Annotated in this window: 13 protein-coding genes; 12 read left to right on the top strand and 1 reads right to left on the bottom strand. The window is 46.5% G+C overall.

Translation table 11 applies throughout. The features are described from left to right. Positions 1 to 130 precede the first annotated feature (130 nt). The 11 genes from atpB (at position 131) to ACZ5XY_RS06650 (ending at position 10,308) form a co-directional block, all read left to right on the top strand. Positions 131 to 997 carry a F0F1 ATP synthase subunit A gene (atpB, locus tag ACZ5XY_RS06600; protein WP_464740088.1) on the top strand — a complete coding sequence of 289 codons (867 nt, stop codon included), beginning with the start codon at positions 131 to 133 and terminating at the stop codon, positions 995 to 997. Positions 998 to 1,030: 33 nt separating this feature from the next. Then, complete coding sequence (gene atpE / locus ACZ5XY_RS06605) at positions 1,031 to 1,279, top strand: F0F1 ATP synthase subunit C (protein WP_464740090.1); 249 nt, start codon at positions 1,031 to 1,033, stop codon at positions 1,277 to 1,279. A gap of 161 nt (positions 1,280 to 1,440) precedes the next feature. After that, positions 1,441 to 1,911 (top strand): F0F1 ATP synthase subunit B, encoded by a 471-nt coding sequence (locus ACZ5XY_RS06610; protein ID WP_464740092.1) that lies wholly within the window; start codon positions 1,441 to 1,443, stop codon positions 1,909 to 1,911. 12 nt (positions 1,912 to 1,923) lie between these two features. Continuing rightward, on the top strand, positions 1,924 to 2,544 hold the full coding sequence (locus ACZ5XY_RS06615; protein WP_464740094.1) for a F0F1 ATP synthase subunit delta: 621 nt from the start codon (positions 1,924 to 1,926) through the stop codon (positions 2,542 to 2,544). A gap of 75 nt (positions 2,545 to 2,619) precedes the next feature. Next, positions 2,620 to 4,164 carry a F0F1 ATP synthase subunit alpha gene (atpA, locus tag ACZ5XY_RS06620; protein ID WP_464740096.1) on the top strand — a complete coding sequence of 515 codons (1,545 nt, stop codon included), beginning with the start codon at positions 2,620 to 2,622 and terminating at the stop codon, positions 4,162 to 4,164. Between the two features lie 154 nt (positions 4,165 to 4,318). Further along, positions 4,319 to 5,200 carry a F0F1 ATP synthase subunit gamma gene (atpG, locus tag ACZ5XY_RS06625; protein ID WP_464740098.1) on the top strand — a complete coding sequence of 294 codons (882 nt, stop codon included), beginning with the start codon at positions 4,319 to 4,321 and terminating at the stop codon, positions 5,198 to 5,200. 36 nt (positions 5,201 to 5,236) lie between these two features. Further along, positions 5,237 to 6,670, top strand: coding sequence for a F0F1 ATP synthase subunit beta (gene atpD, locus ACZ5XY_RS06630; RefSeq protein ID WP_464740100.1), 1,434 nt, complete (start codon positions 5,237 to 5,239; stop codon positions 6,668 to 6,670). A gap of 90 nt (positions 6,671 to 6,760) precedes the next feature. Further along, positions 6,761 to 7,177 (top strand): F0F1 ATP synthase subunit epsilon, encoded by a 417-nt coding sequence (locus ACZ5XY_RS06635; protein ID WP_464740102.1) that lies wholly within the window; start codon positions 6,761 to 6,763, stop codon positions 7,175 to 7,177. Positions 7,178 to 7,486: 309 nt separating this feature from the next. Then, positions 7,487 to 8,197, top strand: a complete 711-nt coding sequence (locus ACZ5XY_RS06640) for a response regulator (protein WP_169393333.1) — start codon at positions 7,487 to 7,489, stop codon at positions 8,195 to 8,197. Between the two features lie 205 nt (positions 8,198 to 8,402). Next, positions 8,403 to 10,091, top strand: coding sequence for an ATP-binding protein (locus ACZ5XY_RS06645; protein ID WP_464740104.1), 1,689 nt, complete (start codon positions 8,403 to 8,405; stop codon positions 10,089 to 10,091). Between the two features lie 37 nt (positions 10,092 to 10,128). Continuing rightward, the gene (locus ACZ5XY_RS06650; RefSeq protein ID WP_464740106.1) at positions 10,129 to 10,308 is read left to right on the top strand and encodes a hypothetical protein; all 180 of its coding nucleotides are present in this window, start codon (positions 10,129 to 10,131) and stop codon (positions 10,306 to 10,308) included. 12 nt (positions 10,309 to 10,320) lie between these two features. Here ACZ5XY_RS06650 and ACZ5XY_RS06655 read toward each other — a convergent pair whose 3' ends face one another. Beyond that, the gene (locus ACZ5XY_RS06655; protein ID WP_464740108.1) at positions 10,321 to 11,811 is read right to left on the bottom strand and encodes an ATP-binding protein; all 1,491 of its coding nucleotides are present in this window, start codon (positions 11,809 to 11,811) and stop codon (positions 10,321 to 10,323) included. 227 nt (positions 11,812 to 12,038) lie between these two features. On the opposite strand from ACZ5XY_RS06655, the gene rpsP reads away from it, so the two are divergent. After that, on the top strand, positions 12,039 to 12,302 hold the full coding sequence (gene rpsP / locus ACZ5XY_RS06660; protein ID WP_464740110.1) for a 30S ribosomal protein S16: 264 nt from the start codon (positions 12,039 to 12,041) through the stop codon (positions 12,300 to 12,302). Positions 12,303 to 12,328 lie beyond the last annotated feature (26 nt).

Genomic DNA, 12,328 nt, shown 5'->3' on the forward strand with positions numbered 1-12,328 from the left:
AAAAGCAAGATGGGTTGGTGGTTAGCAGTGGTTTAATAAGTAAAACGGCAGTAGCAACCGTTTTAACATCGCTGTAACAACCAAGATTTTGGTAGTTGATTGAATCGTTGATTAATAAGAAGCTTACATTATGGCAGCCGAGCAGACATCATCAGAGTATATCTCTCATCACTTAACTAACTGGACGTTTGGTTATTTGCCAGGCGAGGGTTGGACTGTTGCCCATACTGCTGAGGAAGCAGGACGGATGGGCTTTAATGCCATTCATCTTGATTCCATGCTTTGGTCAATCGGTCTTGGGGTGGTATTTTGCGCCATCTTTTGGTCAGTTGCCAAAAAAGTGACTTCAGGCGTTCCAAGCAAAACCCAAGCTGCGGTTGAAATGATTGTTGAATTTATCGACAGCAACGTTCGCGACTCTTATAGTGGCAAATCAAAGCTGGTTGCGCCGCTTGCGTTGACCATTTTTGTTTGGATTTTTTTAATGAACCTGATGGATTTGATGCCGATTGACTTTATTCCAAGTCTGGCAGGTCAAGTCGGCGCGATGATGGGTCATGACCCGCATCATGTGTTCTTTAAAATTGTGCCAACCACAGATCCGAACATCACCCTTGGTATGTCGTTTTCAGTATTTGCGCTGATCATCTTTTATAGCATCAAAGAAAAAGGTTTGGGCGGCTTTGTGGGCGAGCTGACCTTGCATCCATTTAGCGCCAAAAACCCAATTGCTAAAATTGTACTCATTCCCGTCAACTTTATCTTAGAGTTTGTGACGTTAATTGCAAAACCTATCTCACTTGGACTACGACTGTTCGGTAACATGTATGCCGGTGAGCTGATTTTTGTGTTGATTGCCCTAATGCCATTTTGGATTCAATGGGCGTTGTCTGTACCGTGGGCTATCTTCCACATTTTAATTATTACCCTTCAAGCGTTCGTCTTTATGATGCTCACGATAGTTTATCTGTCTCTTGCGTCATCAACCGAACATTAATTAGACTTTCAATAGGTAAATGAGGATACATCAATGGATCCAGTATTAGGTGGTTACACAGTTATCGCAGTGGCGTTGCTTATCGGTTTTGGTGCTCTTGGCACTGGCATCGGCTTTGCGATCTTGGGCGGCAAGTTCTTAGAAGGGGTTGCGCGTCAGCCTGAGCTTGGCTCACAGTTGCAAACTCGTATGTTCATCGTCGCAGGTCTACTGGATGCCGTTCCAATGATTGGTGTTGGTATTGCGATGCTGTTGTTATTTGCAAACCCTCTCGCCGGTTAATTTGAAGGCTCAGTTGACGGTGTTTGGTTTTTATAACTCATAACAAACCGTGGGAACTTATTGCCTAATCATAGGTTTGAGTCTGGCATCACGACAATTATCGTTATAAAGATCAAGCACGGTCAATAACACTGATTTTTCATTAACAAAGAGGTGATCACGTGAATATCAATTTTACCATCGTCGGTCAAGCCATTGCTTTTGCAATATTTGTGGTGTTTTGCATGAAATTCGTGTGGCCACCCTTAATTAATGCCATCAATGAGCGCCAACGTAAAATTGCTGATGGCTTAAGCGCGGCTGAAAAAGCAAAAGCAGATTTGGCAAGTGCCGAGCAAAGTGTTGAGCAAGAGCTTAACTTGGCAAAATCAAAAGCCGCCGCTTTGATTGAGCAAGCCAACAAAAGCGCCAACCAGTTGGTTGAGGACGCAAAAATTCAAGCCCAAGCTGAAGGCGAGCGCATTCGTCAGCAAGCAAAGGCAGCGATTGATCAAGAAATCAATCAAGCTCGTGAAGCGCTTCGTGCTCAAGTGGCTGAGTTGTCTGTTCTTGGCGCTGAAAAGATTTTGCAAGACCAAGTCGATGCGCAAAAACACGCCAGCATGTTAGACCAACTAGCGGCAAAGCTGTAATAGTGAGGATATATGGCTGACTTATCAACCTTAGCAAGACCCTACGCAAAAGCGGCGTTTGACTATGCCCATGAGCATGGCGTGGTCAATGAGTGGGAAAACTTCTTATTCATTGCCAGCACCATTGTCAATGATCACGATTTTTTGTTGTGGCTTGACAATCCTGCTGTTTCTGCTGAGCTGAAATCAGCCGCCTTAATCGATCTTTATAACAGCAACGTTGCAGGCGACAATGCTTCGGCGCTAAAGCAGCTGCTTGATGCCACCCAAGGTCATGGCGAAAACACTGAGCACTATCAAAACGTGAGTGCTGAGCTTGCAAACTTTATCCAACAACTGGCAGAGCAAGAGCGCTTAGCGCTGCTTCCTGCCGTTTATGAACATTTTCGCCGCCATAAAGCCTCAAACTTAAAGCAGCTTGATGCTTATGTGACTTCTGCGTATCCCTTGACCGACGCTCAGCGTGAGATGTTTCAGTCAAGACTTGCCGCCTCAATGAACGCAAGTGTGGTGATCCATGAAGCCGTAGACCCAAGTCTTTTGGCAGGAGCGACCATCAAGATTGGCGACAAAGTCATTGATGATTCGGTTCGCGGCAAGTTACAACAGTTAAAATCACAACTCATGGCTTAATTTGCAGCGCAGAGGTTCTGCGGGCTGTGACGCAAAGTCAATGGTCGGGTTATCATTATTAAAGGAAACAAGGCAATGCAACAATTGAATCCAGCGGAAATCAGTAATCTGATCAAGCAGCGAATTCAAGACCTTGATGCGGGTGCAACTGCAAAAAATGAAGGCACGATTGTCAAAGTATCGGACGGTATCGTGCAGATTCATGGTCTTGAAGATGCCATGTACGGCGAAATGATTGAGTTTGAAGGCGACATCTATGGTATGGCGCTTAACTTAGAGCGTGACTCAGTAGGCGCGGTAGTTCTTGGCGATTATCTGCCACTTCAAGAAGGTCAAAAAGCCTATTGTACCGGTCGTATTTTAGAAGTTCCAGTCGGCCCTGAACTTCTTGGCCGCGTTGTTGATGCGCTAGGAAACCCAATTGATGGTAAAGGTCCGATCAATGCCAAATTGACCGACAAAGTTGAAAAAATTGCCCCAGGCGTTATTGACCGTCAATCGGTTGACCAGCCGGTAATGACCGGTTATAAAGCCGTTGATACCATGATTCCTATTGGTCGTGGTCAGCGTGAGCTTATCATTGGTGACCGCCAAACGGGTAAAACTGCCATGGCGATTGACGCCATCATTGCGCAAAAAGCTTCTGGCATTAAGTGCGTTTACGTGGCCGTTGGTCAAAAGCGCTCAACGATTGCTAACGTCGTTCGCAAGCTTGAAGAAACTGGCGCCCTTGAATACACCACCGTTGTGGTGGCATCAGCATCAGAGCCTGCTGCGCTGCAATATATCGCGCCGTACTCTGGCTGCACCATGGGCGAATATTTCCGCGACCGCGGCGAAGATGCCTTGATTGTGTTTGATGACTTATCAAAACAAGCGGTAGCTTATCGTCAGATTTCACTACTGTTACGTCGTCCGCCAGGTCGTGAAGCCTATCCCGGTGACGTGTTTTACTTGCACTCACGCCTGCTTGAGCGCGCCTCTCGCGTAAACGCCGCTTACGTTGAAAAATTCACCAATGGTGAAGTGACGGGTAAAACGGGTTCATTGACCGCATTGCCAATTATTGAAACCCAAGCGGGCGACGTTTCAGCATTCGTTCCAACCAACGTGATTTCAATTACTGACGGTCAGATTTTCTTAGAATCAAGCCTGTTTAGTGCTGGTATCCGTCCTGCGGTGAACGCTGGTATTTCGGTATCGCGAGTTGGTGGTTCAGCGCAAACCAAAATCATTAAAAAGCTGTCTGGTGGTATTCGTACCGCTTTGGCTCAGTACCGTGAACTTGCGGCGTTTGCTCAGTTTGCCTCCGACCTTGATGATGCCACCCGAGCTCAGCTTGACCACGGTGAGCGCGTCACTGAACTTATGAAGCAAAAACAATATCAGCCGATGTCAATTGCTGAGCAAGCAGCGGTAATTTTTGCCTCAAACGAAGGTTACTTATCAGACATTCCGGTTGAAAAAATCGGCGCGTTTGAAGCTGCTTATCTTCGCTATATGTTTGATGAGCAAAACGACTTGATGACTGAAATTAATGAGACGGCAAATTATAACGATGACATTGCCAATCGTTTAAAGCACGCTATTGAAACCTTTAAACAAAACCACAGTTATTAAGATACTGTTAAGAACGTAAGATAACCGGTTGCTTTTATTGACTCATCGTAGCACCGCAGTTTGTGCTACGATGAGCAAAACGCAATCCGGATTGCGAAGTGCCAGCAAGCGCAGCCTCGCCAATGCTTTTTAATCCTCTTATATTGGAATCATTATGGCAAGCTTAAAAGAAATTCGTGCCAAAGTCACCAGTATTAAAAGCACCCAAAAAATCACCCGCGCCATGCAGATGGTTGCGGCAAGTAAGATGCGCCGAGCTCAGGATCGCATGGAATTGGGGCGCCCGTATGCAGACAGTATGCGCCGGGTTATCTCGCATTTGGTGAATGCGTCATCCGATTACAAACACCCGTATATGGTGTCGCGAGCGGTCAACAAGGTTGGCTATATCGTGATTACCTCAGACCGCGGTTTGGCAGGCGGCTTAAATATTAACTTATTTAAAGCCTTAACCCAAAATATCCAAAGCTATGAAGGTCAGTCGGTTCAGGCAGAGTTTGCGGTCATTGGTTCAAAAGGCGTCAGTTTTTTTAAAAACTTTGGCGGTCGCGTGACCTCAGCGGTGACCGATTATGGCGACAACCCAACCTTTGAGCAGTTAAATGCACCCGTTCAAGCGATGCTTGATGACTATGCTAATGGTAAACTTGACCGCATTTATGTGGTTTATAACCAGTTTATCAATGCCATGACCCAAAAGCCGACGGTTACCCAATTGGTGCCGCTGCCTGAAAATGCCTTTGGTGGCGAAGAAAGCGCCATTCAAACCGAGTTGAGCTGGGATTATATTTACGAGCCGGACATCAAAACCTTAATTGATGGCTTGCTTGGCCGCTATATTGAGTCGATTGTTTATCAAGCGGTGATGGAAAATATCGCCTCTGAGCAGTCCTCACGAATGGTCGCCATGAAAGCGGCAACCGATAACGCCGGTGAGCTGATTAACGATTTACAGTTGGTTTATAACAAGCTTCGACAAGCGGCGATTACCCGAGAAATCTCGGAAATCGTTGGCGGCGCGGCAGCCGTTTCTTAACTGACTACCTAATTTTAGAATTTCAAGGAGAACGCGATGAGTAGCGGTCGTATTGTACAGATCATCGGCGCGGTAATTGATGTTGAATTCAACCGTGACGACGTCCCCCAAATCTATGATGCCCTGCAAGTTGACGGCACCGACACCACGCTTGAAGTTCAGCAGCAGCTTGGCGACGGTATCGTGCGAACTATTGCGATGGGATCTACCGAAGGCTTAAAACGTAACCTTCCGGTGAGCAACACTGGCGCGCCGATTTCTGTTCCTGTTGGAACCGGAACGCTTGGTCGAATTATGGACGTGCTTGGTCGCCCGATTGACGAAGCAGGCCCCGTTCCTACCGAAGAAAAATGGTCAATCCACCGTGAAGCACCAACATACGCTGAACAGTCAAACAGCACTGAGCTTTTAGAAACGGGAATTAAGGTTATCGACCTACTTTGCCCGTTTGCCAAAGGTGGTAAAGTTGGCTTGTTTGGTGGTGCAGGGGTTGGTAAGACCGTCAACATGATGGAATTGATTAACAACATTGCACTTAAGCACTCAGGATTGTCGGTATTTGCAGGGGTGGGCGAGCGTACCCGTGAAGGTAACGACTTCTACCACGAAATGCAAGAAGCCGGCGTTGTCAACACTGAAGACTTTAGCAAATCAAAAGTGGCGATGGTTTACGGTCAGATGAATGAGCCGCCAGGAAACCGTTTGCGCGTGGCGTTAACTGGTCTTACTATGGCAGAATACTTCCGCGATTCAAAAGACCCAGCTACTGGCAAAGGTCGTGACGTGTTGTTGTTCGTTGATAACATTTACCGTTATACGTTGGCAGGAACCGAAGTGTCCGCACTGCTTGGTCGAATGCCATCGGCAGTAGGCTATCAGCCAACGCTAGCTGAAGAAATGGGCGTTTTGCAAGAGCGAATCACCTCAACGCAATCAGGATCGATTACTTCGGTTCAAGCCGTTTACGTTCCTGCCGATGACTTGACAGATCCGTCGCCGGCAACGACGTTTGCTCACTTGGATGCGACCGTTGTTTTGAGCCGTGATATTGCCTCACAAGGGATTTATCCTGCGGTTGACCCGCTTGATTCAACCTCACGTCAGCTTGACCCACAAGTCATTGGCGAAGAGCACTACAACGTAGCTCGCGGCGTTCAAGAAGTGCTTCAGCGCTATAAAGAATTAAAAGACATCATTGCCATTTTGGGAATGGATGAATTGTCCGAAGAAGATAAGCTTGTGGTTTACCGCGCTCGTAAGATTCAGCGCTTCTTATCACAGCCGTTCCACGTCGCGGAAGTGTTTACCGGCGCTCCTGGAAAATACGTTGCCCTTCGTGACACCATTGCCAGCTTTAAAGCCATCATTGCCGGTGAATACGACGACTTGCCAGAACAAGCGTTTTACATGGCAGGTGGCATCGATGAAGTGGTTGCCAAAGCGGAAGAAATGAAGTCAGCGGCGGCTTAAGTTAATAATCAACCATTGCGCCAGTTTGCGAATTGACGCAATGGTTAATCTTAATTCATTCACCATTTGTGTTAAGCTCAGGAGTTAATCATGGCCACATTCCAATGCCGAATCGTGAGCGCTCGTGAAGAGCTGTTTTCAGGTGAGATTAATATGCTCATCGCTACCGGCAGCGAAGGCGAAGTTGGGGTTCTTGCCGGTCATACCCCGCTCATCACCTTATTAAAGCCCGGTGCCATGCGTGTTCAAACGGCTAATGGTGATGAAGAAGTCATTTATGTGTCAGGTGGCGTGTTAGAAGTTCAGCCAAAAATGGTCACCGTTCTTGCTGATACGGCCGTTCGCGCGCATAACCTTGATGAAAGTAAAATTATTGAGGCGCGTAAAAAAGCCGAGCAGATGCTGGTCAATCAATCAGATACTTTGCAAACCAATGCTGCGCTTGCCTCACTTGCTGAATCGGTGGCGCAATTGCAAACCTTGCGCAAATTTAAAAACCGCGCTTAATCGTTGGTTAAGAAAAAAACAGTCCATTTTGGGCTGTTTTTTTATGGCAAAGAATGATGAAAATCCATTCCTTAATTCTTGGACGCAAACTAAAGCTTTTGCCAATATTGTTTATAGGTTTTGTTAACACAAATAAGCTATAGTATAAGAATCGCTAGATTTGATAGTATACTGTGTGACCAAGACAACACTGCGTAACCAGTGAATTGTGCCATTTTAGGTGAGGCCAGTGTAAGTAGGCAATCAGCGATCAGAAGCATTTGCCTAGCTTTTTTTTGACCCAACTCATTAGAGGACATAACAATGACAATGAATGAAGAAGATACCACCCCCCGAATTTTAATCGTTGAAGATGATGAGCGCTTAGCGATGTTGACCCAAGATTACTTGGTGAAAAACGGTCTGGAAGTGGCCATTGAAACCGATGGCAACCGTGCTATTCGCCGAATTGTCAACGAGCAGCCAGATTTGGTGGTTCTTGATGTGATGCTTCCTGGTAGCGATGGCTTGACCGTTTGCCGTGAAGTGCGACCGCATTTTCAAAACCCTATTTTGATGCTGACCGCGCGAACCGAAGATATGGATCAGGTGCTTGGTCTTGAAATGGGCGCTGACGATTATGTGGCAAAGCCGGCTCAGCCGCGCGTGCTTTTAGCCAGAATCCGCGCCTTATTGCGCCGCTCAGAAAACGCACCATCAGAAGACGTTCCGCAGCGCCTTGAGTTTGGCGATTTGATCATTGATAATGGCGGTCGCTCGGTGATGCTTGGTGATGAGTTGGTGGACTTTACCAGCGCTGAATATGATTTATTGTGGCTTTTGGCGTCAAACGCCGGTCGTATTTTATCGCGGGAGGACATTTTTGAGCGCCTTCGCGGCATCGAATACGACGGTCAAGACCGCTCTATTGACGTTCGCATCTCCAGAATTCGTCCAAAAATCGGCGATGATCCTGAAAATCCAAAACGCATCAAAACCGTTCGTAGTAAAGGTTATTTGTTTGTCAAAGAAGGCAATTGAGATAATCGCTTAACAATTTCTTGATGATTTAAAAAAACCAGCGCCGCGCTGGTTTTTTCTTGGCAAATTGGTAAGATTTTGACCGAAGTTGGTTTTTATGTGCTTTAATGAGCGCTGATATTCTAAGCACGCCTTTGGGTTGCTTAAGCGTTGATAATTTAATGATAAAACTCTTGATTGATTTTGGTATTGGTTTTAGTAGCGTATGTCTTTAGCTTCTTCCTTAAAACACAGCATTTTTGTCCGCATTTATGGCGGGCTTCTTATCGTTTGTTTGTGCGTGGCACTGTTCGCCCAATTGCTCCTTGATACCATTAATAAAGAGCGCATTCAGTCGTACCGCGAGCGTATGGCAACCGGAGCGTTTTATTTGGTGAGTGAAGGCATTGTACATCAAGACACCAAAACTCAGCGCGAGTATTGGTTGTCTGATGCCAGCAGCTTGTTTGGCTCGACCTTTCGAATGTTGCCAATCAAAGAGGTTGACTTTACCTCAAGTGAGCTGCGCCGGCTTGATCGCGGGGATACGGTGGTTCGCTACAAATCCAAACTCAGCTATGCCGATGTTTACCATAAGCTTCCTGATGAGGACACGGTGATTAGTGTTCGCATTTTACAAGTGACCGAGCAGCAAGTTCGGGCGATGGCGGTGTTTTTGCTCGATGACTTGTCCTATTATCCAACACTTTCGGCAAAGCGCAACCGTTTGGCAGAGCTTGAGGAAAAATTTTCCTTTCCGCTTGAGATCAAATCGGTTAATGCGCTCAATCTTGACAGTGATCAGCTATCGCGAATTCGCCGCGATGAGGTGGTGATTATGTTTCAAGATACCAATAACAGCCAAGGTGATTCCTCAATCAGCATTATTGTGCCCTCAGAAATCAATGACATGGCGATTTTAATGGGACCGATTCCGCTATTTAACCCGTTTCCGCTGAATCTGATTGTCAGTATGGTACTAATCAGTATGTTTTTAATCAGTCTTGGGGTTTATGCGCTGATTTTCCCACTTGAGCGCAAGTTGCAATTGATTCAGCTTGGGGTCAATGAGGTCAGTAAAGGCAATATTGACACCAAAGTTCAAGTGATTGGTCAAGATGAAATTGCAAGGCTTGCTGCAACCTTTAACGCCATGACCGCGCATATTAAGCGCTTAATTGAGTCGCAGCGCGAGCTGACCCGAGCCGTGTCCCATGAGCTTAGAACGCCGGTGGCGCGGATTCGCTTTGCGGTCGATATGCTTGCTGATACCGATGATGAAGAGTCACGCTTTATGCAGCGCGATTATATTGACGAGGATATTGAGTCGTTAAATGGTTTGATTGATGAAATTTTAACCTATGCCAAACTTGAAGAAGGTTCACCTAAGCTGGATTGGGAAGCGGTCAACTTGCGCGAATTGCTTGAGCAAATTGAGCGCGAAACCAATGCCTTAGGAAAACCAATCAAGATTGTTGCCAAGCTTCCTGCGGCAAAAGTGACCGCTGTTGCGGATCGGCGTTACCTGCATCGGGTGATTCAGAACTTAGCGGGAAATGCGCTACGCTATGCCGATAGCACCATCATCATCAGCGCTGATGTGAAAAAAGGCAACGCGTTTGTTAGTGTGGAAGATGATGGTCACGGTATTCCTGAAGCTGACCGCGAGCGGGTGTTTATTCCATTTTCGCGCCTTGATGACAGCCGGACGCGAGCATCAGGCGGCTATGGTTTGGGGCTGTCGATTGTCTCAAGGATTGCCTTTTGGTTTAGCGGCAGCATGAAAGTGGATGAAAGCCCAACCCTTGGCGGCGCGCGCTTTATCATGACCTGGCCTGCCAAGCCATTAACCCAAACCATTGCTGCTGATGAGCTGACCCAAGAGCAAAGCGAGCGCTCATTTAATGAAGATTAAGCAGCGTCTAAAATAATGAAGGAACTTAGGAGGAAATATGCCCTATTTGTTTGGTGGCTTGGTGGTGTTAAATGCCGTCATGCTCAGCTATTATTTATTTTTAAAGCCCCCTGAGCGCAGTAAAAGCGTTCAACAAGTCCATAAGTCGCTCACTCAGCCGATTGAGTTTAGCAACAGTGCCGCATACCTTCCGCCGCCTATTGGTACAAAAAAGTAATCAAGGAAATATTCACTCACTTTTAATTACATTGGTCGGCGGCGGTAATGGCTCTGTTTTTTGGTCACCATCATTGCCCGTAACTTTGGAAATCAGCGGAATACGAACGCAAACTTGTAGCCCGCCATGCGGATGATTAATTGCCTCAACCGTTCCGTGATGTAGCCTTGCAATTCGGTTCACGATAGCAAGCCCCAGACCGCTGCCTTGGGTCGTTCGCGCCGTCTCGCCGCGCTCAAAGGGCTGCATGATGCGCTCTAATTGGTCATCAGCCACGCCATCGCCGCAGTCACGGACACAAATCAGCAGCTCCTCTTGCGCCTCTTTAGTAACTTCATTTTCACTGATAACGTCATCTGCCAAATCCTCTTGCTCGATAAAGGTGGGAATGATGGTCGCAGACAGATAAATGGGCGGTTTGCCGTAGCGATTGGCGTTATTGACAAGGTTGATAATTAAGCGCTTAATCGATAACGGTCGCACCGGAACCGCTTTTTGGCAATCAGATTGGTAAATAAACTCAAGCGGCGCAAACTGAATCATCACCTCATTAAAAATGGTGTCTAAATTGGTCAAGCGCACCGGCTCATCTGAGCCATCTTTCATAAATGAAATAAACTGCTCTAAAATGGCGTCCATGTCTTCAATGTCATAAATCAGCCCTTCACGAAAAAACTCATCAGGGAGCATCTCAGCGGTGAGGCGCATTCGAGTTAGCGGCGTTCGCAAATCGTGAGAAATTCCTGCCAGCATGATGGTACGCTCTTTTTGCGCTTGATTTAGGGTGGTAAATAGCCGGTTAAACGCGGTGTTCACTTGTCTGATTTCAGTAGGACCTTCATGCGTCGGTAAGGTTGTCGCGTGACCTAGGCGGATATAATTGGTAGCCGCGCGCTGAAGATGGCGCAGCGGTCGGTTTAACTGCTGAACCAGTAAAATAATGGTCATCAGGGTCAAAATTGGCAGCCCTAATAAGAACAGCACCAAAAGCACGGGGCTATATTGCGAATAATAAACCACCGGCTCACGAATCCAAAAGCTGACATCTCGGCTGTCTTGAACCCAAAGCTGCGGCGTGGGCTTAAATTTAAAATACACCTCAACGGGTCTGCCAAGCTGATTACCAATCTCATCTTGCAGAACATCGGTGAACATGCCGACAAATACTTTATCTTCAACTTCTGGAAACTCATTGGGGTTTTCAACCACTTTCACATGGGAGTTTTGATAAATCCAAAGGCGCATTTTTGGATCATTTGCCCAGTCCTTTTTCACATTACTGATTAAATTCAGCTCACTGGTCAAATAGCGGGCATGGGTTTTTAGTTCTGGCAGATAAAGACTGCGCCAAAACAACCAAAGCGACAACCCAACGCTAATGAGCACCATAAAAGCCACCATCAAGGTGGTCAGCCAACTGTTTGACCAGCTCTTATTTGTCCCGATTTTAGGAGAAAAAAAGCGCCGCTTTTGCGGTCGTGATGACAAAACAGGTGAGGTCATAGTGAAACTCGTTAGGTTAGCAGGGGTTTAAAAAACCAAGCAGCAAGCGTCAAGTATAGTGCAATCTTCAAGTTCTTTCTAGAAGTGGGCAGGGCCTTTAAACCATTAAAAAAACAGATTAAGCCCTTGTTATGACATTAAAAATAAACAATTTGATGATGTTCAATAATTAAAAACTGTGCTATAATTATGCCCTTTTTGGTATACCTACGAAAGAGAGAAATCACATGGTAGTTATTCGTTTAGCACGGGGCGGTGCCAAAAAACGCCCATTTTATCAAGTTGTGGTTGCCGATCAGCGCAACTCACGCGACGGCCGCTACATTGAAAACATTGGCTTTTTTAACCCACTTGCCAAAGGTTCAGAAGAAGCCGTTCGCTTAAACATGGAAGCTTATAACGCTTGGGTCGCCAAAGGTGCTCAGCCTTCAGACCGCGTCGCGTCATTGGCAAAGTCTTATAAGCCTGCTCAAGAAGAAGCATCAGCGTAATTGCTGATGGATCTGCCACTGGGCAA

Source organism: Psychrobacter sp. GTC18467 (genome assembly GCF_055397455.1).